Here is a 23,150-nt window from a genome sequence, read left to right as displayed (position 1 = left end):
TCACTCCTTCGAGATGTCCCGGACGAGGTGCCGGGGAAAGACTGTGCGTGTGATGGTGCGGTGGTGTCTGAGGGTCAGTCAGTCGAAGACCGGGCCCTGGTTGCGGGTGCGTTTGAGCTCGAAGAACCCTGGAGTCGAGGCGACAGCGAGAACCCCGTCGAAGAGACGACCTGCGTCCTCACCCTTCGGAGCCGGTGTGACGACCGGGCCGAAGAAGGCGGTGCCGGCCACTCGGCAGATGGGTGTGCCCACATCGTCGCCGACGAGAGCCAGCGCTTCATCATGGGACTCCTGCAGCGCCGCATCGTAGTCATCGCGTTCGCCGTATTTCATCAGGTCAGCCGGCAGACCGACCTCATCCAACGCCTCGGCGACGGCCTTGTCGAAGTCCTTCTCTCCACCTGGGTGGATGCGGGTTCCGATCGCCGTGTATAGGGGCTCGGTGATCTCCTCGCCGTGTTCGGCGATGGCCGCGGTGACGATGCGCATGGGTGCCAGAGCACGATCCATGAGCGCTCGATAGTCGGCGGGGATGTCTTTGTCCCGGTTGAGGATGTTCAGGCTCATGACATGGAACTTCACATCGATGTCACGGACCTTGGCGACTTCCAGACCCCAGCGCGACGTCATCCACGCCCACGGGCAGGCCGTGTCGAACCACAGGTCAAGTGTCTCTCTGCTCATTTTCACTCCTCATTAGGCTGGGTGCGGGCAGCAGCGGACCACCCGCGATCTCCGAGGCCAATTTATCAAGCCTTGCCACCGAAGAAGAATGCGTCCATGAAAGAATGGCCAGGTACACCCGGACCCGAAGCGGAGGTCACCTCAAAGTGCCCCAATACAACCTCACCCGCGAGGAAGCTCGCAGACGTTCATCACTCGTCGACGTCTCGAGCTACGAGAACACCCTGATTCTCACGGGAGTGGGTGAGAGCTTCCGAGTTCGCTCCCGCATCCGCTTCACCGCAACGCCGGAGTCCACGACCTTCATCGATGCCATCACAGCCAGCGTCGAACGCATCCGGCTCAACGGACTCGATCTCGAGACCTCCGAGGTCGTCTCCCCCTCACGCATCACTCTGCCTGGCCTTGCCGCAGAGAACGAACTCACCATCGATGCGCACTTCTCCTACATGAACACCGGTGAGGGTCTGCACCGGTTCATCGATCCCATCGACGACGAGGTCTACCTCTACTCACAGTTCGAGGTCCCCGACGCCAGACGTGTCTTCCCCGTGTTCGAACAACCCGACCTCAAAGCGCCGTTCTCCTTCACGGTCGTCGCTCCATCCCGCTGGACGGTCGTCTCGAACTCCCCCACCCCGACTCCCGGCGATCCCAGTGAGGTCTTCACCGAACTCGACGAAGCTCCGGTCGACGACACTGCTGTGTGGCAGTTCGCGCCGACGACTCCGATCTCGTCCTACATCACAGCGATCGTGGCCGGCCCCTACCGCAGCGTGCATTCGGAACTGACCTCCTCCGACGGTTCCCCTGTGCCCTTGGGGCTGTACTGCCGTGATTCCCTCTTCGAGCATCTCGACGCAGAGAACCTCTTCGGCATCACCCGCGCCGGCTTCGAATTCTACGAACGCGAATTCGGGGTGTCCTACCCGTTCGAGAAGTACGATCAGCTCTTCGTTCCCGAGTTCAATGCCGGTGCGATGGAGAACGCCGGTGCCGTGACGATCTTGGAGAACTACGTCTTCCGGTCCAGGCCCACCGAGGCCCTCGTCGAGCGCAGGACCGTGACAGTGCTCCACGAACTGGCACATATGTGGTTCGGGGACCTGGTCACCATGAAGTGGTGGAACGACCTGTGGCTCAATGAGTCCTTCGCCGAATTCATGTCCACACTGGCCACCGCTGAGGCCACCGAATACAGCGACGCGTGGACGACCTTCGCCACGATCGAGAAATCGTGGGCCTACCGCCAGGACCAGCTGCCGAGCACACACCCGATCGTCGCGAGCATCGAAGACCTCGCCGATGTCGAGGTCAACTTCGACGGCATCACCTACGCCAAGGGCGCCTCCGTGCTCAAACAGCTCGTCGCATGGGTCGGTCGGGAGGAGTTCTTCGCCGGTCTCAGGCGCTATTTCGACAAGCATGCGTGGTCGAACACAGAACTGCCGGACCTCCTCAGCGAACTTGAGGCCACCAGCGGTCGGGACCTGGCCTCCTGGTCGAAGCTGTGGCTCGAGGAATCCGGGGTCAACCTCATCGAAGCCGAAGTCGACACCGAGACGGACAACGACGCCGAGGTGGTCACCGAGCTTCGTGTGACCCAGAGACCGTGGATCATCGAGGGGCAGCCGGTGCCATCCCTGCGGCCCCACCGTCTGTCCATCGGATTCTATTCCGACAACGGGCAGGGACGCCTTGTCCGCACGCACAGCTTCCCACTCGACATCGATGCCGAGTCGACGACACTCGACGAGGCCCGCGGCCTGCCCAAGCCCGATGTGATCATCGTCAATGACGAGGACCTGACGTATGCGAAGGTGCGCTTCGATCATGAGAGCATGGACGTCGCCGCCGCCCGACTGGGCGACTTCGATGATTCTCTGACCCAGCTGCTCATCCTCGGCACACTCTGGGACGCCGTCCGCGACGGACAGCGCCCGGCACAGGACTACATCGCCACAGTCCTCGACAACTGTGCGGCAGTCACGCACTCCTCGGGTCTGCTCACTCAGATGCGTCAGCTCGAGACCGCGGTCGGGTCCTACCTGCCTCCGGAGTCACGTGCAGAGGCTCATACCGCTGTCGCCGATCGATTCGCAGAGCTTCTCGGGTCGGTACCCGGCGGCACCGATCAGGCGTTCCAGTTCCTGCGCGGCTTCATCAAGCACGCAACGACTCAGGAGCAGCTCGGACAGCTCCAGTCCTGGTTGGACGCGTCCGGGGACTTGGTCCACGGGATCACCATCGACACCGATCTCACCTGGGAGCTCATCATCGCTCTTGCGGCGCACGACGCGATCGATGATTCCGCGATCACGGCCATGACCAAGACCGATCCTTCGGCCACCGGAGCACGCCAGGCAGCGACGGCACGCAGCGCTCGCCCCACCTCGGCGGCGAAGTCGGAGGCCTTCACCCGCATCCTCGATGAGGCTGAGCTTCCGAATTCGGAACTGGCCGCTCTCGCTCTGGGATTCGCCTCCGGTCTGCAGACCGAGACGGGTGAGATCCTCACCTCACAAGCGCCCTTGTGTGACTTCTCCACAGAGTTCTTCCAACGAGTCTCCGGATGGTGGGAGACCCGCACCCTCGAAATGGCACAGACCATGACTCTGCGACTGTTCCCCCCGGTCAGCGAGCACACGGTCAAGGCCACCGAGGGCTGGCTGGCCGATCACCCTGCCGCGCCCAAGGGGCTCGTGCGCCTGATGCGTGAGAATCTTGCCGATGCCCAGCGGGCCCTGAATGCTCAGGAAGTGTCCAGCACTTCCAAGGGCGCATTGACCTTCGGTCGTTAGGCTCGTGGCATCATGACTTTCGATGCTTTGAATACCGACCTGTTGTCCGCACCCAAGATCGATTGGGACTTTCTCCTCGACGCTCCGTTGAGGATCCTCATCATCATCGTCATCGCCATCGTGCTCAACATGGTGATGCGGTACTTCATCCGACGCTTCTCCACTGCCGTGGCCAAAGGCACCGTCGGCAGTCAGAAGGCTGCGGAGAACGGCAAGTTCTCGGCCACGGTCATGGAATCGCAGCGGACGGGCATCGACCCGGCGACGATCCGCGAACGCCGTGCTCAGCGTGCGAAGACTGTCGGTCGGATGCTCTCGTCTGTGGCGACGATCCTCATCAGCGCCGTCGCAGTCCTCATGATCCTCGACCAGCTCAACTTCAACATCGCACCCATTCTGGCCTCGGCAGGTGTTGTCGGTGTGGCATTGGCCTTCGGCGCGCAGGAACTCGTCAGGGACTACCTCTCGGGATTCTTCATGGTCATCGAGGACCAGTACGGCATCGGCGACACCGTGGACCTGGGAGAAGCCGTCGGCGAGGTCGAGGACTTCGGCCTGCGCAAGACAGCAATCCGTGATCTCACGGGAACACTGTGGCATGTGCGCAACGGCGAGATCATGCGAGTCGGCAACCTGTCGCAGGGCTGGGCGCGTGCCGTGCTCGAGATCCCAGTCAACTACTCCACTTCGATGGACACCTACCGTGAGATCACAGAGACGGTCACCGCTGAAATGGCCAAGGACTCGCAGGTGGCCTCCGCGATGCTCGAAGTCCCCGAAATCGCCGGTGTCCAGTCTCTGTCAGCCGAGTACAGGGTCATCAGGACGATGATCAAGACGAAGCCCAATCTGCAGTGGATGGTCGAACGTGCCTTCCGCGCGGAACTCACGAATGAGTTCGACAGGCGTGGGATCACCATCCCGATCATTCAGGAGACCGTCCTCAGGACGCTTCCTCGAGAGACTGACTCAACGGATTCGACCACGAGCAGCAACTCCGAGGACGAGCCTCGGCCCACCTACACGACACGGCAGACGACCGACAATGGACCCTCACCGCTGCCCAGCGATGACGAGATCCGGTCGACCACTGATGAATCCGGCACCGATGCCGCAGACGGAGAGAGCTGACCATGACTCAGACATCGAACGAGACCATCTTCGAAGCGGTCGGTGGCCATCCCACCTTCACCCGTCTTGTCGATGTCTTCTACGAGCATGTCGACCAAGACGAGGTGCTCATCGCCATGTACCCGGAGGGGCACGACCTCACTGGAGCCAAGCATCGGCTCCAGATGTTCTTAGAACAGTACTTCGGTGGGCCGACGACCTATCAGGAGGAACGGGGTCACCCGCGCCTGCGGATGCGCCATTTCCCCTTCCCTGTCGACTTCGATGCGCGTGACCGGTGGTTAGCCTCGATGCGGGCAGCTCTCGACGATGTGGCACTTGCGCCGCTCTACGACGAAATCTTCTGGGACTATTTCCAGCGTGCGGCCACGGCCATGGTCAACACCAACAGCAACCCGGTCTGAGCAGAACACTCCGCATCTCACATCTGCAGCCTTTATGTCTGCAGTCTTCATGACCTGAGGAGACCTGCTGTGCTGGGTCTACTTCGCTCGGGTCAGCAGATGACCGCCCGGTGTCGAGATCCGCAGCCAGCCGGACGTCTCGAAGACGTCATATTCCTCGGACTCCCCCGCCGAGGCGGTCCCCGTCTCGGGTACGAATCGCAGTGCATTCGCGGCGAACGCGAGCCCGCCGGGCAGCTCGGTGCCATCATGAGCAGCCATCGGCTTCGACCACACACGCGAACGCAGCGCCTTCACAGCATGTGATCCCGCGCCTTCGGGAGCTCCGCTGCTGATCTCTTCCACACCAGCCTCGGCGGTGGACCGAATCTCATTGCCGGAGATCCTGTCGCGAACAGCCCACTGTCCCTTCGGCGGGGCAATGCCGGTCCAGGACACCAGCACCGAGTTCGGGGGCACAGGCAGGCGTGTGGCATTTTCGGCGCGCGCGAACCGGTCCTTGAGGTTGGTCAGGGGAACCACCTCGTCGAGGCCGTCCATCTCCGGTCCGCTCAGGCGCAGCATTCGCATCGCGAGGACCAACGGTGTGGAGTCTCCGATGCCATGCGGATACAGGGGCGCAACGGTGACGACGAGCACGGTCGATGACACATGCAAGCGCATAGCCCCGTCAGGGTCGAGCCGGTGTGCCAAGGAGGTGAACGCGGCCAGATCCTTCATCGCCAGCGGATCGGCGATCTCGAGTTCAGTCATCGGTTGCGACCCCGCATCGGTACGGCAGGTCGAATGACGTCTTCCATTGCTGCTGTCTCCTCCTGGGTCAGGCGACGCGGTCGGGAGGTCGTCCTGTCTACAAAGACGATGACCGTCTCTGCCAGCGTATAGCCGACCGAACCATCGGGTTCGGCGATGCTGTAACCGATCGTCACAGAGGCCGGTTTGACCTCGCTGATGACGAGATCGATGGCAATGGGACCTGCACGGTAGGGAATGGGACGACGATATTCGATCGCATGCGAGGCGACGAGCAGCTCGGTGGTCTCCGAAGCCTCGGCGAAGATCGACGGAATTGTGATCCCCGAAACTGTCTCGGCAATTCCCGATTGACCCGGAGTCGTGGGTGCATCGGTGCTGTGCGTCGGTGAGCCCAGAGCGCGGACGCGTGCCTCTTCGAGCAGACGCAGCTGGGTGACATTGTTGACGTGGCCATAGGCATCCATGTCTCCCCATCTCAGTTCCAACAGGACTCGTGTGAATTCGTTCAGATGGGGATTCGTGGTGCGGTTGTGCATATGTCCCATCATGCCACCTTCACCGCTGCAGTGACGGCCGCGATAGGATCGTGAACACACGCAAGAGATTCATTGTCGCAGGCTGGAGGCCCTTATGAGCGATGCAGAACCCACAGCGGCCGAGGCGAATGTCGACACGCTGCGCAAAGTGCTCGAACTCGAAAGTCTGAGCTTCACCTCGGCGTCTCGGGAGAGTGACTACTTCCTCGGACAGAATCAGTACAAACCCGATGGGCGCGTCTACGGCGGTCAGGTCGTGGCGCAATCTGTGGTGGCCGCTGCCGCGACCCTGCCAGATGATCGCCTCATCCACTCACTTCACGGCTACTTCCTGCGCGCTGGGGATGTCAGCGAGCCGATTGAGTTCGGTGTCGAACGACTGCGCGACGGGCGATCTTTCTCCGCTCGACGCGTCCACGCCTATCAGAAGGACGTCCCGATCCTGTCCCTGATCGCCTCCTTCCAGGTTGAGCAGGAGGGTCTCGAACACGCAGAGACCATGCCCACCGGGTTGCCTGGTCCACAGGATTGCCCAGAGCTGCGCGACATCCTGGCTGGGCAGGACACCCCTCAAGTGACCGAATGGCTGAATAAACGTCCCTTCGAGATCCGCCCGGTCGAGGCGTCCCTGTACCTCTCCTCCACCGATGATCGGCAGCGAGAGCAGCAGCATGTGTGGTTCCGTGCCAGTTCCGAGTTCGGCGATGATCCTGTGCTCAATGCCGCGGCCTTGGCCTATGCCAGCGACTTCAACCTGCTCGAGCCGGTACTGCGTCGACAGGGCCTGAGTTGGACGAGCCCCGGGCTCCGGGTGGCCAGCCTCGACCACGCGATGTGGTGGCATCGTCGGGTACGTGTCGATGAGTGGATGCTCTACGTCCAAGAGTCCCCCGCGGCCCAGGGCGGTCGCGGCCTCGGTTACGGGCGCATCTTCGCTCAGACCGGTGAGCTGTTGGCAACAGTGGCTCAAGAGGGCATGGTCCGTGTGAAGGCTCCGCAGTGAGCAAAGACACCGCGATGATCGAGATCCTCGGGACTATACTGTCTCGATTGGTCAATGTCGCACTTTTCATCATCATCACGATCCTTGCCCTGGTCTTCCTTCGCGAGAACGTGGAGATGAACCTTGCCCTGATTGCGCTCATAGCGATGATCATCGGAGTCGTCGGCACACTTGCCCTGCGGTATCTGTTCAAGCTCCTGCAGTGGATCGGCGGCTTGCTCTCTGACGGTCGACGCCACCGCCAGCGGACTGAATCCACCATGCATTTGCTGATGCCCCGGTCGTTGACCGGGGCATCAGCAAATGCATGAGAACCCTGTGGGCTGCGGTGATTGTCCCCAGCCCACAGAATTCGTTCAGTCGCGAGTGAGGCGGCGGTGTGTCACGCGGTGAGGACGAGCAGCGTCTTCACCGAGTCGTTCGACCTTGTTCTCCTCATAGGACTCGAAGTTGCCTTCGAACCAGTACCACTTGGCGGGCTCTTCTTCTGTGCCTTCCCAGGCAAGGATGTGTGTCGCCACCCGGTCAAGGAACCAACGGTCGTGCGAGACGACTACGGCACAGCCGGGGAACTCGAGGAGCGCGTTTTCCAAGGAGCCGAGTGTTTCGACGTCGAGGTCGTTCGTCGGCTCGTCAAGCAGCAACAGGTTTCCGCCCTGTTTGAGCGTCAGCGCCAGGTTGAGACGGTTGCGCTCACCACCGGAGAGCACACCAGCCTTCTTCTGCTGGTCCGGGCCTTTGAAGCCGAACGCGGAGACATAGGCCCTCGAGGGCATCTCGACATTGCCCACCTGGATGAAGTCGAGTCCGTCGGAGACGACTTCCCACAGGTTCTTATTGGAGTCGATACCGCCGCGGGACTGATCGACATAAGACGTTTTGACGCTGTCGCCGATCTTGAGTTCGCCTCCGTCCAGCTCCTCGTGTCCGACGATGGTCTTGAACAGGGTCGACTTGCCCACACCGTTGGGCCCGATGACTCCGACGATGCCGTTTCGCGGCAACGAGAAGCTGAGACCGTCGATGAGCAGACGGTCGCCGTAGCCCTTCTGCAGGTTGGAAGCCTCGATGACGATGTCGCCGAGACGGGGGCCGGCGGGAATCTGGATCTCTTCGAAGTCGAGCTTCTTGGTCTTCTCGGCTTCTGCTGCCATCTCCTCGTAGCGAGCCAGACGTGCCTTCGACTTCGTCTGCTTGGCCTTCGGATTCGACCGGACCCATTCAAGCTCGTCTTTCAGGCGTTTGGACAGCTTCGCGTCCTTCTTGCCCTGGACCTGGAGGCGTTCCTGCTTCTTCTCAAGGTACGTCGAGTAGTTGCCTTCATACGGGTAGAGGTGTCCGCGGTCGATCTCGGCGATCCATTCGGCCACGTGATCAAGGAAGTACCTATCGTGAGTGATCGCGATGACAGCTCCTGGGTAGGAACGCAGATGCTGCTCAAGCCACAGCACGGACTCGGCATCCAGGTGGTTTGTAGGCTCATCGAGCAGAAGCAGATCCGGCTTCTCAAGCAGCAGCCTGCACAGCGCCACGCGACGGCGCTCGCCACCGGAGAGGACGCTGACTTCGGCGTCCGGCGGTGGGCAGCGCAGAGCATCCATCGCCTGTTCGAGCTGCGAGTCGAGATCCCAGGCATCCGCGGCATCGATAGCTTCTTGCAGCTTGCCCATCTCTTCCATCAGGGCATCGAAGTCGGCATCAGGGCTGGCCATCTCCTCGGAGATGGCGTTGAAGCGGTCCAGCTTTGCCTTGATCTCGCCGACGCCCTCTTGGACGTTGCCGAGGACGGTCTTGTCCTCGTTCAGGGGCGGCTCCTGCAGGAGAATGCCCACGGTGTACCCGGGGCTGAGCCGAGCCTCGCCATTGGACGGCTGCTCGAGCCCGGCCATGATCTTGAGGATCGTAGACTTACCGGCACCGTTGGGACCGACCATGCCGATCTTCGCGCCGGGGTAGAAGGACATCGACACGTCATCGAGGATGACTTTGTCGCCGTGCGCTTTACGCGCCTTGTGAAGGGTGTAAATGAATTCGGCCATAGTAACCTCAGGCTATCGGTTGTCCACGTTCAAGTGCCAATTGGTCCGGTAGCTGATCACCCTTGTTCAGCCGCCGCCGAGTGACGGAGCTTCACCTGACGAGGACCCTTCGGCGGACCCGCCCGTCGATGAGGAGCCCTCCTCCGACGACCCTTCTGACGACGTGGTCCCTTCGGATGAGCTTCCCGATGTACCGCCTTCGGACGATGCACCATCGGATGACGTGCCCTCCGACGTGTCATCGGACCCTTCATCGGGAGACGGACTCTCAGTGGGCCCGTCCGTGCCGTTGATGTCCTCGCCAGGCATGTGCCCGGCGCCGTTGGAATCGCCGTCCTTCTCACGCTTGTCGCCTGTGGGCGCCTTCACGCCCTTCGGACGTTCGACCTCTCCGAACAGGCATGCCCCGGTCGATTCGGTGGGCGGCATCAGCTCTGCGGTGGCCTTTCCCTTTCGTATCTCCCCGATCACGCACCCTTTGTCCGTTTTGACGCCGAACATCTGCGAGGGCACGTCATTGCCCAGCGGGGAGTCATCGATCGTAGCCTCAAGCTGCTCCGGATCGTAGCCGGCATCGATCATCGTTGTGAAGAATCTCTTCGTCGACGGAACCGTGTCTTCGTTGCCGGTCAGAGGTTTCAGTGCGGAAACGACCTTGTCGACCTCTGCAACCGGCTTCGCCGGGGTGCGAGCCGGAGTGGGCGACGAATCATCTCCGCCCAATCCCAGCAGCGAACAACCCGAGAGAGCCAAGGTCAGGGCTCCAAGACCTAGGAGGGGAACGAGACGCATCAACAACCTCAGCAGGTGGGAACGATTAACAGTCTCACCTTAGCCGATCACAGCCGCAAACGGCGTGCACTCCAAGGCGTTCGGCGCCCCATGTTCCCACGAAATCTCTGCGCTGAAGTTGGTCAACTCGATCTGCGGTGCCCTCAGAAGGGCGCCGCTGCCTTCACCGTCTCTCGTGCTATGGCGTCATCGCCGTTGTCGGACCCTCCCCCATCGTCGTCTCTCGCTCCGTCCTCATCGACTCCGTCCGTGTCCTCCAGCGAGTCGAGGGTCGATGTGTCGGAGGCTCCGGTCACACTGGGCGGAACTTCGCCGGCGAGGCTGTCCCACCCCGAATCGCCGCCTGCAGCCGTCTGCTGCTGACCTTCGGTTTGCCGATTCGGGTTACTGGACTTCTGATAGTTGGCGGTGCCGTAGCGAAGATCGGGACCGATGTGTTCTGCAACAACGGTCGGAGCGATTCCCCGCTTCTCATCAGTCGACCATTCCCGAATCTTCAGGGTCCCCTGTACGACGACGGACATACCTTGGTGCAGACTCATCGAGCAGTTGCTGGCCAGAGGCCCGTAGCAGTCGACGCTGAACCACGAGGTCGTGTCGGAGAGATACTCTCCGGTTCCTTTGTCGAGGCGCCAATGGTTGACGGCCAACCGAAAGGAGGCGCAGGCTCTGCCAGACGGCAGGGTGCGGCTCTGCGGATCGGCGGCCACTGTGCCGCTGAGGTTGATCGGGATGATGGACATCGTGTTGCCTCGCTTCTTGGAGTGTTTCGTAATGGCCCCTGCCCGATCACCCATCGGGGGCGATGCAGTGTGAATCGGTCCATCACGTCATTCACCAGTGAGCGCGGCAGACGATGTCGGCGTCCAGACATGAAAAATGCCCTGTGGACGATCGTTGATCGTCCACAGGGCATTGGCACACGAGTCTGAGCTCCTGTGCACAGAAGTATCAGCGCAACGTCTCGTATGCCCGGCGGTGCTCGTCGATGACGGTGTTGACCGGTTCCAGGTACGAACTCTGCGCAACGCTTCCGACTGCGTCGCGAAGCTTTCGGTCTACTTCGCCGGCAGCTTCATCAGCCCCCTTGCTGCGCGCGGACTTGGCGATCACCGATGTCACAACGGAACCGATGATTCCCACCACCAGCAGCCCGATCGTCACGAACCAGCTCCAGCCTGGCAGCGATCCGGGAGCGAAGATGGTGAGAAGCGCTGCAGCGATGACACCCAGGAGTCCCAGGATCGTGGCGATGAAGAAGATGATCTGCAGAACCCTGGCCAATGACCACCAGCCGGGCGTCCGAGGTTTGATATCCACAGCTGTCACGGCCGAGTCGAGGGTCTCAGACAGCTCTGTGGTGCTTGCCTTCTCTGCTTCCACGACCGCGCTCTGCCATGGTCTGGGCAACGAGGACACGGATTCCGTGATGAGTTCGTGAGCCATCAGGCGTACCTGCGAGCTCTGCGCTCTGCTGGTGGCTGGCACCGATGCGCGGATGAGCTCTTCCCTGCCCTGACCGTGCTTGGCTCCCAGCGGGTCGGGTGCGTTCCTCTGCATCCACGCCAGGACTGGGTAACCCGTCTTGCGGTAGGCCCGACGGATATAGTCGTCATGGACGGTCTGGGCAACCGCCTCGACGCCGGCGGCATCGGACATGGTCTCCACCAGACGCGACGCTCCCGGACGTTCATCCGGCGGGACCACAGGCTCACCGAGTTCGTGCTGCATCCGTTTGGACATGGCCTGCATATCGGAGAGCAGCCGTTCAGAAGCCGCCTGTTTGGAATCGACCGTGTCGGCCAAGATCGACCTGACCTGTGGGATTCCGTCTCGTGTCACAGCCGAGGTCATGTGGACTTTGGTGTCGGTGAGTCCGTCTTCGACAAGCAGCTGCTGCAGATGATCGGCGGCAGCCTTCCGCTCTTCGTCGCTGAGCTTGTCGACCTGGTTGAGAACGACCACCATGTTCGAGCTGTTCTCGGCCAGCTTTGCCAAATACTCGGAGTGGAGCGAGAAGTCGGCGTACTTCTGTGGGTCAACGACCCAGAACACCACATCGACGAGCCCAACCAGACGATCGGACTCAACACGGTGCTTGACCGCGGTCGAATCATGGTCAGGCAGGTCAAGCAGAATCAGGCCGTGCAGCTTGCGCTGATCATCACCGTCGAGCGCTGATTCGCGCCAGGTCCTGCTGCGCTCGGGCACATGGAGCCAATTGAGGATGTCGTTGCCGCCTTCGCCCCACACACATGCAGTGGGACGGGAGGTGGTGGGCCGACGAACGCCGACCCGGGCGATGTCCAGTCCGGCAACGGCATTGAACAGAGAGGACTTTCCCGAACCGGTGGAGCCGGCGAAGGCCACGACGGTGAACTCCTCGCCCAGGCCGAGCCGATCCTCGGCACGGTTGAGCAGGTTCTGCGCGTCCGTACGAACTTCGGCGCTCAATTTGTCGGGTCCCAGGGACAGGGTCTGCCGAATTCCTTCGGCTCGACGCCTGATCTCGGACTGTGCAGGATCGTTCACAATGCCACCTCAAGTCGATCACCGGAGGCGCGCAGGGCGCCTGCTTGCCGCGCCGGTACCGCGGATAGTCGTAGTACGTTGTCAAAGGGAGCCCGGCAGCCGCCGACGATTCCTGCAGCTGTGGTCAGGAAACGATCCCGAATCGATCCGATGAGATTCACGGCTTCCTGCTCCCCGAAGATCGTGCCGGCCAGGCTGAGGGCGACGTTGGCGTCGTTGCGCGACGCCTGGTCGCCGGCGTTCGTGTACTTCGGATCCCAGAATGCCGCGTATTCGACGACGGCGCAGACTCCGCCGACACCGAAGGACAGAATTCTCGCCTTCGACTTCTTGCCCTGGCCGATCTCTCGAACCAGCGCGTTCACCTCATTCGACCATCCGCTGACGGCGGACTTGACGGAATCCTCAAGATCATTGGAACTGTGGCGCAGCTCGGGGTACGCATCGAGCAGGGCCGAGCCAGCCGAGTCCCGAACCCATGTGGTGCCGACCTCTTCGACGACGCCGATAGCCTGTTCCCGCAACGAAATGGCTGCGCTGCGCAGAATGGCAATGTGCAGCGGCGAGGCGGCATCGTGTTTGCCGGTGACTGCGGCGGAGATCCGGTCGCGCATGCGAGCCATCGTAGGCTCCAAACCGCGAAACAGCTGACCTGTTCCCACAAAGTCCTGCCATCTCGCATTGACCTCTCCGTGCAGCACGCGACCGTCGGAGAATACCTGCGCGAGCCCTTCGTCCGCGGATCTGAACGTCTGATCCAGGCTGGCCTGCAGCCGGTCGAACGTCGTCTCCTGGCTCTCTGCGAAGTCAGCCAAGGACTTCACCTGGGCCGGCATCGCACTGATGGAGCCGGTGAGGGTGCGCTGACGAATGCGGTCCTGCGAGCGTCCCTCGGAACTCACTTGGCTGATCCAGGAACGAATCGGATAGATCGCCGAGTGCGGAAGCAGGCCGTCCTCCAGTTCGAGCTCGGCCACAGCGAAGATCGGAGAGTTCGCCAGTCCCGCCTCGGACAGCAGACTGGAAAGATGGTGCCTGACCTCGCGGTTCGCCTGCGGCGGTACCCGGTCGAGCACGATCGCGACCGAGGTGTTGCGGACAGCGGCGTCCTTGAGCAGCGCCCAGGGCGCGGCGTCGGCATAGCGGTTGGCCGTGGTCACGAACATCCACAGGTCGGCACTCATCAGAATGCGGCGGGCCAACTCACGGTTCGACTCGGCGATGGAGTCGATATCCGGGCAGTCGAGCACAGCCGTGCCCGGCTCGACACCGTCATCGGGAATGAGCACGACCGAGGGGGTCTGCGTCGTCGGATCCGTGCTGCGCGGCAGATCAGAGAGAAAGGACTGCGATTCGAAGAATTTGGTGTCAGCAGGGTTGTGCACCACGATCGGGTTGCCCGTCGTCGGACGGCGCACCCCCGCGGGAGTCACCGTGCGTCCGACCAGGGAATTCACCAAGGTGGACTTGCCTGCGCCAGTTGACCCACCGACCGCGATCATGAAGGGCGTCTGCGTCCGATTGATGCGCGGGAGCAGATAGTCCGTCAGCTCCGAGGAGAGCTGTCGGTGCAGTTCGCGACCGTCGGCGAAGTCGTCGGTCTGCAGGGTGAAGCGGGTTTCTGAGACTCGCTTCGCGATATCGCTCAGCGCCCCTCCCACTGGTGGCGTCACGGCACTCTTACTGTCTGTCATCACGCATCCACTCTCTACGTTTTCCCAGCCGTGCACCAATTGCCACGCCGTAGCGCGCGGTAATTGGTCATTGCAGGGAAACGCCGGAAGGGCGAAAGGGCCGTCAGAGCACAAAAAGTACCCCCGGCGGGGCTCGAACCCGCGGCCTACCGCTTAGAAGGCGGTTGCTCTATCCAACTGAGCTACGGAGGCTCAAATATCCTAACCGATTCGTGATCCAGAACAGAAAGCGGCCCTCGTCAAAGCCTCGGAGACGAACTCCGAAACTTCGACAAGGGCCGTTGTCAGCAAGCTGCGTCGCCACTGTGAATCACGCGACGATCGGGCATTGCATCAGTACAGTCGAGCGGCACGCTCCAGTGACTTTCGCACGGTCACGAACGCAACCATCACAAGCCCGGTCAGAGCCAGGATGACGGCCACGGCTTCGATGGCGAAGGCAAAGTCAACGATGACCGGAAAGAAGCCGGCGGCCATGAAACCGAGCAGGGCAACCATCGTCAGTGCGGTGGCTGTAGTGAAATAGGTGGACCCGTTCATTGTTCATCTCCTTCTTTCTTAAGAAAAGAGTAGACCTGAATGAGACCTACGTCACTATGAATTCCCCGAAAATTTCCGCTGCGCCCAACTTACCGCTGGGTACTTCCCGCCCCACACCTCCTGGCTCCGGTGCGGCGATCCATGTGCTGCGACCGGCGAGCCTCGACGGTGACGCCGAGGGTCGATCAGTCGCCGCCGCGGGCGTCGAGGGCCTTTTCCAGACGTTCGAGCTTGCCATCGATCTCCCCCGTGTATCCCGGACGAATATCGGCCTTCAACACCAACGCCACGCGTGGACCGAATTCGCCGACGACGTCGGTGGCCTCCTTGACCACAGCGAACACCTCGTCCCAGTCGCCTTCGATCGTGGTGAACATCGAATCGGTTCGGTGCGGCAGCCCGGAACGTCGGACCACCTCCACAGCAGCGGCTACCGCGTCATGGACCGACGCGTCTGTGTTGTCACCGCCGCTGGGAGCGACGGAGAATGCGACGAGCATCATGCTCTCCTCTTGGATCGTGACCCGTTGTACTCAGGGTCAAATGCGGTTGGGATCAGTTCTGGGCGGGCACAGTGATGATCAGCGAGTCTCCCTGTCCTCCGCCACCGCACAGCGCGGCGACACCGGTTCCGCCACCTCGGCGCTGGAGTTCAAGGGCCAGGGTCAGCACGATGCGTGCCCCGGACGCTCCGATCGGGTGGCCGAGTGCCACTGCGCCACCATTGACGTTGACCTTGTCCGGGTCAACGCCCAGGTCCTTCGAACTGGCCAGGCCCACCGCGGCGAAGGCCTCGTTGATCTCGTAGAGGTCGAAGGAATCGGCGGCAACGCCTTCCTTCTCTGCAGCTGCCTGGATCGCCTGCGAGGGCTGATGCTGCAGAGAGGAGTCGGGACCGGCAGTCCATCCATGGGAGCGGATCTCAGCGAGGATCGGGGCACCAAGCTCCTCGGCCTTCTCCAGGGACATGACGACGACGGCGCATGCTCCATCGGAGATCTGTGACGCGTTTCCGGCGGTGATGGTTCCATCCTTGCGGAAGGCTGGCCGCAGCTTGGCCATCGACTCCGGTGTGGTCTCGGCGCGCACACCTTCGTCGTTGGACACGGTCACATCGCCCTTGCGGCCGGGAATGGTGATGGGTTCGACCTCATCGCCGAAGAGGCCCGACTCCCAGGCGGTTGCCGCGCGCTGATGCGAACGAGCTGCGAAGGCGTCCTGGTCCTCGCGGGAGAACTCGAAGTCTCCGGCGTTGGCGTCTTCGGTCAGTCCGCCCATGGCCTGGTCGGTGAAGGCGTCCCACAGGCCGTCGTAGTCCATGTGATCCTTGACGACCACGTCACCGTATTTGTAGCCCGAACGTGACTTCTCCAGCAGGTGAGGCGCCAGACTCATCGACTCCTGGCCGCCGGCGACGACGACGTCGTACTCTCCTGCCCGCACCAGCTGGGCGGCCTGAGTGATCGCGTTGATGCCTGAGAGGCACAGCTTGTTCACGGTCACGCCGGGCACGTTCATCGGGATGCCCGCTTCGACCGCGGCCTGCCTTGCTGGCCCTTGGCCGAGACCGGCCTGCAGAACCTGGCCCATGATGACGTACTCAACGTCGTCGCCGGTGATGCCGGCACGACCGAGCGCGCCGGCGATGGCCTTACCTCCAAGCTGCACGGCTGTCAGCGATGACAGCCCTCCCTGCAGACGTCCGAACGGCGTGCGCGCACCCGCGACGATCACTGCTTCAGCCATATTTCCTCCTCAGGTTTCCGAACCCCACTCAAGCGCAGGGAAATCGATGAAGTTTCTTTCTGATCCAAGGGTAGTCCAGCTGTCTGTGGCCTCGGTCACGGGGGCTGTGTCACATAGTGACAAGTCCCGTCCGCACTTGAGTATTCGCACCCAACACTCATGGTGCGTCCGTTAGAGTAGGGGGTGGACGATTTGACCACATCCCTTGACACGACAGGAGTCCACTTCAGTGACGCCCACCGAAGAATTCCGCACAGCGATGCGCGGCTACGAAAAAAGTGAAGTTGATTCTCGCCTGCAGCAGCTGCGGACCGAGGTCGAGTCCGTTCGTAAAGCCCTCTCAGATGCACGTAGTCAGGTCATCAACGCTGATCGGGCGAAGCTGCAGATCGCTGGCGAGCTCTCCGAGGCCAAGGCTCAGCTGAAGAAGGCGGCCAATGACAGCGCCGAGGCGGCAGGCCCTCCCGGAAGCCGCATCGACCACCTGCTCAAAATCGCTGAGTCCCAGGCTCGTGAGACGCTCTCCCAGGCGAACTCCGATGCCGAGACCATCCGCAATAAGGCACGCGCCGAAGCTGCGTCTGCACGTGCGCGCATGCACACAGAGAGCAACGACACTCTGTCGAATGCTCGCTCTGAGGCCGATGCGATCATCAGTTCCGCCGAAATGCGCGCCGATGAGACCGTGAAGGCCGCCGAGAAGCGAGCCTCTGAGCTCAAGGCGACTGCCGAGCGTGAGTACAACCAGGCCAAGGAAGCCAACGAGGCAGCCACGAAGGAAGCACGCGAGAGCCTCGAACACGAACTCGCCGAGCTCAAGGCCACCGCGGAGAAGGAGGCTGCGGATCTCCGCGCTGCGGCCAAGACTCAGTCGGATGAGTCGCTCAGCACCGCTCGGGCGCAGGCCGATGAGCTGCTCGCCGCAGCCAAGGCTCGTGATGAGGCGTCAACCAAGGCTGCTGACGAACTCGATGTCGAGCTAGCTGGTAAGCGCCAGGAGGCCGAGTCCGAGCGCAAGAAGCGTTACGACGCCGCTCAGGTTGAGAACAAGAAGCTCATCGATGAGGCACAGGCACGTGCTGCCAAGGCCGATGCTGAGGCCAAGGAAGCCGCGGAACGAGCTGAGACGACACGTGCGGATGCTGTGAAGAAGGCCGATGACATCATCGCCGACGGCAAGACCCGCGCGCAGACCCTCATCGGCGAAGCCCGCGCGACTGCCGAGGCGACGATCGAAGAGTCCGCAGCCGAAGCCAAACGCAACGTCGCATCGGCTCAGTCTCAGGTCGACCTGCTGACCAAGCAGCGCAAGACGATCACCGCTCAGCTCGATCAGCTCCGTTCGCTGTTCGCCATGCCAGGTGTGATGGGAGGCGATTCGGTCGATCCGGCCAAGGCCGAGTCCGCATCCCACGCCACCGAACAGATCGCCGATGAGCAGGAACTCGCTGACCTCCTCGCAGAGGATTCCGACGCCGAGGCAGATGGAGACGCGTCCAAGGATGCGAAGTCCGACGCCAAGGGCGGACAAGGCGCCGGTGGGTCATCGGCTGCGACCACAGCACCACAGGCATCCGGTAAAGACGCTTCTGTCGAGGGCACCGATTCCAAAGCAACCGATTCGAAGTCCACCGGCGCCGAGTCCGACAAGGCGACCCCGGCAGACACAACCGCAGCGGACAAAGCCGAGGAAGCAGAGGACTCCGACTTGCCGAACGGAGCCACGGACGCCGACACGATCGCCATCGATGCTCAGGTGTCAGGCGGAAAGAACCGTAACAGCAAGGCCTCGCGGTCGCGGAACTCCTTGCGCTGAGGTTCGGCCTCGCCCGTAGCCCGCACTGATGAGAAGGGCCAGTTCATGATGAACTGGCCCTTTTCCATGTCTCGATGTCGCCTCAGTACATACGAGGCCCTTGGTCAGCGGAACTTCTGAAAGCACCTCGAATGCCAGTGTCGACGGGATTCCACACCCACCTCGGTGCCGTACCGAGCCGATTGTCTCCAGGCAACGATATGGGGCGTCGATGAAGCCAGATCCTGTCCACACCCGGGACAGATATAGATCTTGCCCTGAGAATTCCCGGCAACGTTCTGCACGGACCAGGTTCCGTCGGGCAGGTCTCGGCTCGTGCGCAGCCCGCTGACGGAGTCGGAGAGCTCACGTGGGGCCTGCTGCCATTTGTTTTTGCGACGCGAGGAGATAGATCGTGGCATCTGGCCATTCTCTCACGTAGGGTGAAGCGCGTGCGTCTCGTCATTGCTAAGTGCTCCGTTGATTATGCTGGTCGTCTGACCGCCCACCTGCCCATGGCCACCCGTCTCATCATGCTCAAGGCCGACGGTTCGATCCTCATCCATTCGGATGGCGGATCGTACAAGCCCCTGAACTGGATGACTCCCCCGTGTTCGATCACAGTCGCTGATCCGAGCCAGGAGCAGACGGAGGCCGGCATGACAGAGATATGGACGGTGTCACAGGCCAAGACCGGTGACAAGCTCGTCATCTCCATCGCCGAGGTGATCTCCGATGACCAGCATGAGTTCGGTATTGATCCCGGCTTGGTCAAAGACGGCGTCGAAGCCCATCTCCAGGAACTGCTCGCAGAGCACATCGAGACTCTCGGTGACGGCTACAGCCTGGTCAGGCGCGAATATATGACGGCCATCGGACCTGTCGACATCCTCGCTCGCGACCAAGGACACAAATCTGTCGCCGTGGAGATCAAGCGTCGTGGCGACATCGATGGTGTTGAGCAGCTGACCAGGTATCTCGAACTGATGAACCGTGACCCGCTGCTGACACCGGTACAGGGCGTCTTCGCAGCTCAGGAGATCAAGCCGCAGGCGCGTACGCTGGCCGAGGATCGCGGTATCCGCTGTGTCGTTCTGGACTATGACGCGCTGCGGGGCATGGACGATCCCGACTCACGCCTGTTCTGAACCCTTTTCGAAAGTTGGTCTGAGACCTACTCGAAACTGAGTATGTCGGCTTTCTCGACGCGTTCGATGTTGGCGCCGAGGCTGCGCAGATTGCTCACGAAATTCTCGTAGCCGCGTTCGATATGGTCGATGCCGGAGACCTCTGTGATGCCGGCGGCACGCAGCCCCGCCATCACCAGGCCGGCACCGGCGCGGATGTCTGAGGCTTCCACCTCGGCGCCGGAGAGACTCTCAATCCCGGAGATCAGTGCATGGTTGCCGTCGATGCGGACTTTGGCACCGAGTCGGGCAATCTCCTGAACGAACCTCCAGCGTGCCTCGAACAGGTTCTCCGACAGCAGCCCGACTCCGTCAGAGACGGAGTTCAAGGCGATGACGAATGGCTGCAGGTCTGTGGGGAACCCGGGAAACGGCATCGTTGCGACCCGAATGGCGTGGGGCCGTTCTGCGCCGCGGACTCGGAAGCCTCCTCCGCGCGTACCGTCGCGAAGATCGATCTCGCCTAGGTCGTCGACAGTGGCACCGGAGTCACGAAGCTTGATAGCGATGTTGGGCATGAGCTCGAGTCCGACGCCCTTGACGGTCACGTCACCGCCGGAGAGGGCAGCCCCGAAGGCATAGGTCCCGGCCACGATCCGGTCTCCGACCGTGCGATGGTCGACGGGGCGAAGTTCGTCGACGCCGGTGATCGTGATGTCGGCCGTGCCGATCCCTTTGATCTGAGCTCCCATGTCGACGAGCATGGTACAGATATCGACGATCTCCGGCTCCTTGGCCGCGTTGGAAATCGTTGTCACACCGTGGGCCAGGGTCGCCGCCATCACGAGGTTCTCTGTGGCGCCGACGGAGGGGAATTCGAGGACGATGTCAGTTCCGCGAAGTCCTTCTGGGGCCTCCGCGACGAAATAGCCGTGGTCCAGGTGCACCGTCGCACCGAGAGCTTCGAGGCCGGCCTGATGCATGTCGAGACCTCGTGAGCCGATCGCGTCTCCGCCTGGCAGTGCCACGTGGGCAGAACGCATCCGAGCGGTCAGGGGTCCGAGCACAGAGATGGAGGCTCGCATTGCACGCACGAGCTCATAGTCAGCCTGGATACCCACCTCGGCGGGAACGTCGATGCTCACGATGCCGCGATCGGCATCGTAGTCGACCGTGCAGCCGAGCCGGATGAGGAGCTGGACCATGATGCGCACGTCGAGAATGGCCGGCACGTTGGAGATCGTTGTCCGTCCCACGGCGAGCAGACTCGCGGCCATCAGTTTGAGAACGCTGTTCTTCGCTCCCCTGATGTCGACTTCGCCGAGCAGTCGACTCGGACCGGTCAAGCGAAAGACATCCATCAGGTGAACCTTCCCATCGTGGGGTTGAAGCCAGGTGGCGATGATTCCAGCCATGACGCCATCGTCGACAGCGATTCGGTGTCCATGGCCAAGGAAACGGAACGGGGACGGCCATCGGCCTTCCCATAGGAACAGTCCACCACAACTGCGTCGGGCAGTACCGAGTACTGCTCGCCGGAGGTGGGTTTGCGGCGGACGAGAATATCGAGGTCGGCGCGCGGCAGCCGGACTGCGGCGCGGCGAGTCAGCGCGAAGACGGGGTACCAGTCCAGTGAGGCCACTGAGAACACAGCCACGCCCAAACGCCAACGTGGGCGAGAAGAAGATTCCTCGCCCACGTTGATGGAACAGTCAAAAGCACCGGAGAGCTTCGAGATCGACCTGCGGCGAATCGTCACGACGACGATCAGCGCGAGGGCGAGTCCTACTAACGAGAGCAGAACGATCAGAAGGACAGAAGGGTTCACGGTTGCCAGTTTAATTGACAGATCAGAGAAGCTCGGCCTGATCAGCGGCAATGATGACGCGATTATTCTCGACAGAGAGGAATCCACCATCGGCCTTAACCCGGATGGTCTCCTCAGAGGTCGTGAGAATACGCGCTTCACCATCGGCTACGACACCCAGCACTGGCTCGTGGCCAGGCAGGATGCCGATTTCGCCGTCCAAGGTACGGGCGATGACGCGCTTGGCCTCACCAGCCCATACCTGCTGATCAGCAGCCACGACGTTCACATCGAGGACAGCCATGGCTTACTTCTGCATCTCTTCGTAGTTGCGCATGACATCGTCAAGCCCACCCACGTTGAAGAATGCCTGTTCCGGAATGTGGTCGACCTCGCCCGAGCAGAGTTTCGAGAACCCTTCGATCGTGTCGGCCAGAGGAACGGTCGAACCGGGCACCTGGGTGAACTTCTCAGCGGTGTACGTGTTCTGTGACAGGAACTGCTCGATGCGACGAGCACGGTGGACGACGAGCTTGTCCTCTTCGCCGAGTTCATCGACGCCGAGGATGGCGATGATGTCCTGCAATTCCTTGTTCTTCTGCAGAATGGCCTTGACCTCGTTGGCGACCCGGTAGTGCTCTTCGCCGACGATCAGCGGATCGAGGATGCGCGATGTCGAGGTCAGAGGATCAATAGCCGGGTACAGACCACGTGAGGCGATGTCACGGCTGAGCTCGGTCGTTGCGTCCAAGTGGGCGAACGTCGTTGCAGGAGCCGGGTCGGTGTAGTCATCGGCAGGAACGTAGATCGCCTGCATCGAGGTAATCGAGTGACCACGCGTCGAAGTGATTCGTTCCTGCAGGAGTCCCATCTCGTCAGCCAGGTTGGGCTGGTAGCCCACGGCCGAAGGCATGCGGCCCAGCAGGGTCGACACCTCGGAACCGGCCTGGGTGAAACGGAAGATGTTGTCGATGAACAGCAGCACGTCCTGGTTCTGCACATCGCGGAAGTATTCCGCCATGGTCAGTGCCGACAGTGCAACGCGCAGACGGGTGCCTGGTGGCTCATCCATCTGGCCGAAGACGAGGGCGGTGTCCTTGAACACTCCTGCCTCGTCCATCTCCATGATGAGGTCGTTGCCCTCACGGGTGCGCTCTCCCACACCGGCGAACACGGATGTGCCGCTGTGGTTGTGCGCGATGCGGTAGATCATTTCCTGAATCAGGACTGTCTTACCGACACCAGCACCACCGAAGAGGCCGATCTTTCCACCCTGCACGTACGGGGTGAGGAGGTCGATGCTCTTGATGCCGACTTCGAGCATCTCGGTCTTCGACTCGAGTTCGTCGAAGGCTGGAGCGGTACGGTGGATCGGCCAGCGTTCGCTGATCTCGAGCTGCTCACCGTCTTCGAGGTTGAGGCAGTCACCGGTGGTGTTCCACACGTGGTTCTTGGTGATGTCGCCGACGGGCACCGTGATGGGCGCACCGGAGTCGGTGACTTCCTGTCCGCGGACAAGACCGTCGGTGGGCTGCAGCGACACGGCACGGACGATGCCGTTGCCCAGGTGCAGTGCAGTCTCGAAGGTCAGCTTGCGCGTGCCTTCGGAGAGTTCCACCGAGGTGGACAGTGAGTTGTAGATCGCTGGCACGGAGTCGAGCGGAAACTCGATGTCGACAACCGGGCCAATGACTCGGGAAATCCGGCCGAGGGCTGTGCCCTGCGCCGGGGAGGTATCCGTAGCTGTGGCAGTCATGGTCTCT

The 23,150-nt window shown here is 61.8% G+C and carries 23 protein-coding genes and 1 tRNA gene; 7 read left to right on the top strand and 17 right to left on the bottom strand.

What is annotated here, in order from left to right; translation table 11 throughout:
- Positions 1–78: 78 nt before the first annotated feature.
- Positions 79–684, bottom strand: a complete 606-nt coding sequence (locus PGC08_RS09210; RefSeq protein ID WP_069600058.1) for a mycothiol-dependent nitroreductase Rv2466c family protein — start codon at positions 682–684, stop codon at positions 79–81.
- A 104-nt stretch (positions 685–788) separates the two neighbouring features.
- Between PGC08_RS09210 and pepN the strand changes: the two genes are divergently transcribed.
- From pepN to PGC08_RS09195, 3 genes are read left to right on the top strand one after another with little or no spacing between them, the layout of a single operon-like run.
- A complete protein-coding gene (gene pepN / locus PGC08_RS09205) occupies positions 789–3,485 on the top strand; it encodes an aminopeptidase N (protein ID WP_271709996.1) in 2,697 nt (898 codons plus the stop codon).
- A gap of 12 nt (positions 3,486–3,497) precedes the next feature.
- Positions 3,498–4,616, top strand: coding sequence for a mechanosensitive ion channel family protein (locus PGC08_RS09200; RefSeq protein WP_101556722.1), 1,119 nt, complete (start codon positions 3,498–3,500; stop codon positions 4,614–4,616).
- A gap of 2 nt (positions 4,617–4,618) precedes the next feature.
- A complete protein-coding gene (locus tag PGC08_RS09195; RefSeq protein ID WP_009884072.1) occupies positions 4,619–5,020 on the top strand; it encodes a globin in 402 nt (133 codons plus the stop codon).
- A gap of 78 nt (positions 5,021–5,098) precedes the next feature.
- Here PGC08_RS09195 and PGC08_RS09190 read toward each other — a convergent pair whose 3' ends face one another.
- Together PGC08_RS09190 and PGC08_RS09185 are read right to left on the bottom strand one after the other, a co-directional pair.
- Positions 5,099–5,773: a hypothetical protein gene (locus PGC08_RS09190; RefSeq protein WP_009884071.1), complete on the bottom strand. Its 675-nt coding sequence runs from the start codon at positions 5,771–5,773 to the stop codon at positions 5,099–5,101.
- Complete coding sequence (locus tag PGC08_RS09185; protein ID WP_240689195.1) at positions 5,770–6,324, bottom strand: acyl-CoA thioesterase; 555 nt, start codon at positions 6,322–6,324, stop codon at positions 5,770–5,772. The genes PGC08_RS09190 and PGC08_RS09185 overlap by 4 nt, the downstream gene beginning before the upstream one ends.
- A gap of 82 nt (positions 6,325–6,406) precedes the next feature.
- Here PGC08_RS09185 and PGC08_RS09180 point away from each other — a divergent pair, with 82 nt between their 5' ends.
- Together PGC08_RS09180 and PGC08_RS09175 are read left to right on the top strand one after the other, a co-directional pair.
- Positions 6,407–7,315: an acyl-CoA thioesterase gene (locus PGC08_RS09180; RefSeq protein ID WP_096146451.1), complete on the top strand. Its 909-nt coding sequence runs from the start codon at positions 6,407–6,409 to the stop codon at positions 7,313–7,315.
- A complete protein-coding gene (locus tag PGC08_RS09175; protein ID WP_271709995.1) occupies positions 7,312–7,626 on the top strand; it encodes a hypothetical protein in 315 nt (104 codons plus the stop codon). Before PGC08_RS09180 ends, PGC08_RS09175 begins: the two co-directional genes overlap by 4 nt.
- Before the next feature lie 45 nt (positions 7,627–7,671).
- Here the strand turns inward: PGC08_RS09175 and ettA are convergent, their stop codons facing one another.
- The 9 genes from ettA to PGC08_RS09130 all read right to left on the bottom strand — a co-directional run bounded on the left by ettA (position 7,672) and on the right by PGC08_RS09130 (position 16,658).
- The gene (gene ettA, locus PGC08_RS09170) at positions 7,672–9,354 is read right to left on the bottom strand and encodes an energy-dependent translational throttle protein EttA (RefSeq protein WP_069600054.1); all 1,683 of its coding nucleotides are present in this window, start codon (positions 9,352–9,354) and stop codon (positions 7,672–7,674) included.
- A gap of 66 nt (positions 9,355–9,420) precedes the next feature.
- Positions 9,421–10,146 carry a DUF6993 domain-containing protein gene (locus tag PGC08_RS09165; protein WP_271709994.1) on the bottom strand — a complete coding sequence of 242 codons (726 nt, stop codon included), beginning with the start codon at positions 10,144–10,146 and terminating at the stop codon, positions 9,421–9,423.
- 143 nt (positions 10,147–10,289) lie between these two features.
- On the bottom strand, positions 10,290–10,889 hold the full coding sequence (locus tag PGC08_RS09160) for a single-stranded DNA-binding protein (RefSeq protein WP_009884065.1): 600 nt from the start codon (positions 10,887–10,889) through the stop codon (positions 10,290–10,292).
- A 208-nt stretch (positions 10,890–11,097) separates the two neighbouring features.
- A complete protein-coding gene (locus tag PGC08_RS09155; RefSeq protein ID WP_271709993.1) occupies positions 11,098–12,678 on the bottom strand; it encodes a GTPase in 1,581 nt (526 codons plus the stop codon).
- Complete coding sequence (locus tag PGC08_RS09150; protein ID WP_029417346.1) at positions 12,675–14,372, bottom strand: dynamin family protein; 1,698 nt, start codon at positions 14,370–14,372, stop codon at positions 12,675–12,677. The genes PGC08_RS09155 and PGC08_RS09150 overlap by 4 nt, the downstream gene beginning before the upstream one ends.
- A gap of 118 nt (positions 14,373–14,490) precedes the next feature.
- Positions 14,491–14,564: transfer RNA gene (locus PGC08_RS09145), tRNA-Arg, on the bottom strand.
- Positions 14,565–14,705: 141 nt separating this feature from the next.
- The gene (locus PGC08_RS09140) at positions 14,706–14,912 is read right to left on the bottom strand and encodes a hypothetical protein (RefSeq protein WP_009884062.1); all 207 of its coding nucleotides are present in this window, start codon (positions 14,910–14,912) and stop codon (positions 14,706–14,708) included.
- Positions 14,913–15,097: 185 nt separating this feature from the next.
- Complete coding sequence (locus PGC08_RS09135) at positions 15,098–15,412, bottom strand: thiamine-binding protein (RefSeq protein ID WP_009884061.1); 315 nt, start codon at positions 15,410–15,412, stop codon at positions 15,098–15,100.
- A 55-nt stretch (positions 15,413–15,467) separates the two neighbouring features.
- Complete coding sequence (locus PGC08_RS09130) at positions 15,468–16,658, bottom strand: acetyl-CoA C-acetyltransferase (protein WP_271709992.1); 1,191 nt, start codon at positions 16,656–16,658, stop codon at positions 15,468–15,470.
- 229 nt (positions 16,659–16,887) lie between these two features.
- Here PGC08_RS09130 and PGC08_RS09125 point away from each other — a divergent pair, with 229 nt between their 5' ends.
- Entirely contained in the window at positions 16,888–18,474 is a 1,587-nt protein-coding gene (locus PGC08_RS09125; protein ID WP_193083903.1) for a cell division protein, read from the top strand.
- A 104-nt stretch (positions 18,475–18,578) separates the two neighbouring features.
- On the opposite strand, the gene PGC08_RS09120 is transcribed toward PGC08_RS09125, so the two are convergent.
- Entirely contained in the window at positions 18,579–18,875 is a 297-nt protein-coding gene (locus PGC08_RS09120) for a hypothetical protein (RefSeq protein WP_271709991.1), read from the bottom strand.
- Positions 18,876–18,905: 30 nt separating this feature from the next.
- On the opposite strand from PGC08_RS09120, the gene nucS reads away from it, so the two are divergent.
- A complete protein-coding gene (gene nucS / locus PGC08_RS09115; RefSeq protein WP_101598512.1) occupies positions 18,906–19,601 on the top strand; it encodes an endonuclease NucS in 696 nt (231 codons plus the stop codon).
- Positions 19,602–19,627: 26 nt separating this feature from the next.
- Here the strand turns inward: nucS and murA are convergent, their stop codons facing one another.
- The 4 genes from murA to atpD are packed head-to-tail and all read right to left on the bottom strand — an operon-like array spanning position 19,628 to position 23,143.
- Positions 19,628–20,941 carry a UDP-N-acetylglucosamine 1-carboxyvinyltransferase gene (gene murA, locus PGC08_RS09110; RefSeq protein ID WP_271709990.1) on the bottom strand — a complete coding sequence of 438 codons (1,314 nt, stop codon included), beginning with the start codon at positions 20,939–20,941 and terminating at the stop codon, positions 19,628–19,630.
- Positions 20,941–21,408 (bottom strand): DUF2550 domain-containing protein, encoded by a 468-nt coding sequence (locus tag PGC08_RS09105; protein WP_009884056.1) that lies wholly within the window; start codon positions 21,406–21,408, stop codon positions 20,941–20,943. The genes murA and PGC08_RS09105 overlap by 1 nt, the downstream gene beginning before the upstream one ends.
- Positions 21,409–21,430: 22 nt before the next feature.
- Positions 21,431–21,691 carry a F0F1 ATP synthase subunit epsilon gene (locus PGC08_RS09100; protein ID WP_069600050.1) on the bottom strand — a complete coding sequence of 87 codons (261 nt, stop codon included), beginning with the start codon at positions 21,689–21,691 and terminating at the stop codon, positions 21,431–21,433.
- A 3-nt stretch (positions 21,692–21,694) separates the two neighbouring features.
- Entirely contained in the window at positions 21,695–23,143 is a 1,449-nt protein-coding gene (atpD, locus tag PGC08_RS09095) for a F0F1 ATP synthase subunit beta (protein ID WP_009884054.1), read from the bottom strand.
- Positions 23,144–23,150: the final 7 nt, after the last annotated feature.

Source organism: Brevibacterium sp. BDJS002 (assembly GCF_028201555.1).
Classification (GTDB): Bacteria; Actinomycetota; Actinomycetes; order Actinomycetales; family Brevibacteriaceae; genus Brevibacterium; species Brevibacterium aurantiacum.
This window is presented reverse-complemented; position numbering and strand designations above follow the sequence as displayed.

Bases quoted from the DNA above. Each gene is read 5' to 3' on its own strand.
- PGC08_RS09160 (WP_009884065.1), bottom strand. From the start codon at position 10,889: ATGTCCATCATCCCGATCAACCTCAGCGGCACAGTGGCCGCCGATCCG.
- PGC08_RS09190 (WP_009884071.1), bottom strand. From the start codon at position 5,773: ATGACTGAACTCGAGATCGCCGATCCGCTGGCGATGAAGGATCTGGCC.
- PGC08_RS09200 (WP_101556722.1), top strand. From the start codon at position 3,498: ATGACTTTCGATGCTTTGAATACCGACCTGTTGTCCGCACCCAAGATC.
- PGC08_RS09165 (WP_271709994.1), bottom strand. From the start codon at position 10,146: ATGCGTCTCGTTCCCCTCCTAGGTCTTGGAGCCCTGACCTTGGCTCTC.
- PGC08_RS09130 (WP_271709992.1), bottom strand. From the start codon at position 16,658: ATGGCTGAAGCAGTGATCGTCGCGGGTGCGCGCACGCCGTTCGGACGT.
- PGC08_RS09100 (WP_069600050.1), bottom strand. From the start codon at position 21,691: ATGGCTGTCCTCGATGTGAACGTCGTGGCTGCTGATCAGCAGGTATGG.
- murA (WP_271709990.1), bottom strand. From the start codon at position 20,941: ATGGATGTCTTTCGCTTGACCGGTCCGAGTCGACTGCTCGGCGAAGTC.
- PGC08_RS09195 (WP_009884072.1), top strand. From the start codon at position 4,619: ATGACTCAGACATCGAACGAGACCATCTTCGAAGCGGTCGGTGGCCAT.
- PGC08_RS09140 (WP_009884062.1), bottom strand. From the start codon at position 14,912: ATGAACGGGTCCACCTATTTCACTACAGCCACCGCACTGACGATGGTT.
- PGC08_RS09185 (WP_240689195.1), bottom strand. From the start codon at position 6,324: ATGATGGGACATATGCACAACCGCACCACGAATCCCCATCTGAACGAA.
- PGC08_RS09180 (WP_096146451.1), top strand. From the start codon at position 6,407: ATGAGCGATGCAGAACCCACAGCGGCCGAGGCGAATGTCGACACGCTG.
- PGC08_RS09150 (WP_029417346.1), bottom strand. From the start codon at position 14,372: ATGACAGACAGTAAGAGTGCCGTGACGCCACCAGTGGGAGGGGCGCTG.
- atpD (WP_009884054.1), bottom strand. From the start codon at position 23,143: ATGACTGCCACAGCTACGGATACCTCCCCGGCGCAGGGCACAGCCCTC.
- pepN (WP_271709996.1), top strand. From the start codon at position 789: ATGGCCAGGTACACCCGGACCCGAAGCGGAGGTCACCTCAAAGTGCCC.
- ettA (WP_069600054.1), bottom strand. From the start codon at position 9,354: ATGGCCGAATTCATTTACACCCTTCACAAGGCGCGTAAAGCGCACGGC.
- PGC08_RS09210 (WP_069600058.1), bottom strand. From the start codon at position 684: ATGAGCAGAGAGACACTTGACCTGTGGTTCGACACGGCCTGCCCGTGG.
- PGC08_RS09120 (WP_271709991.1), bottom strand. From the start codon at position 18,875: ATGCCACGATCTATCTCCTCGCGTCGCAAAAACAAATGGCAGCAGGCC.
- PGC08_RS09135 (WP_009884061.1), bottom strand. From the start codon at position 15,412: ATGCTCGTCGCATTCTCCGTCGCTCCCAGCGGCGGTGACAACACAGAC.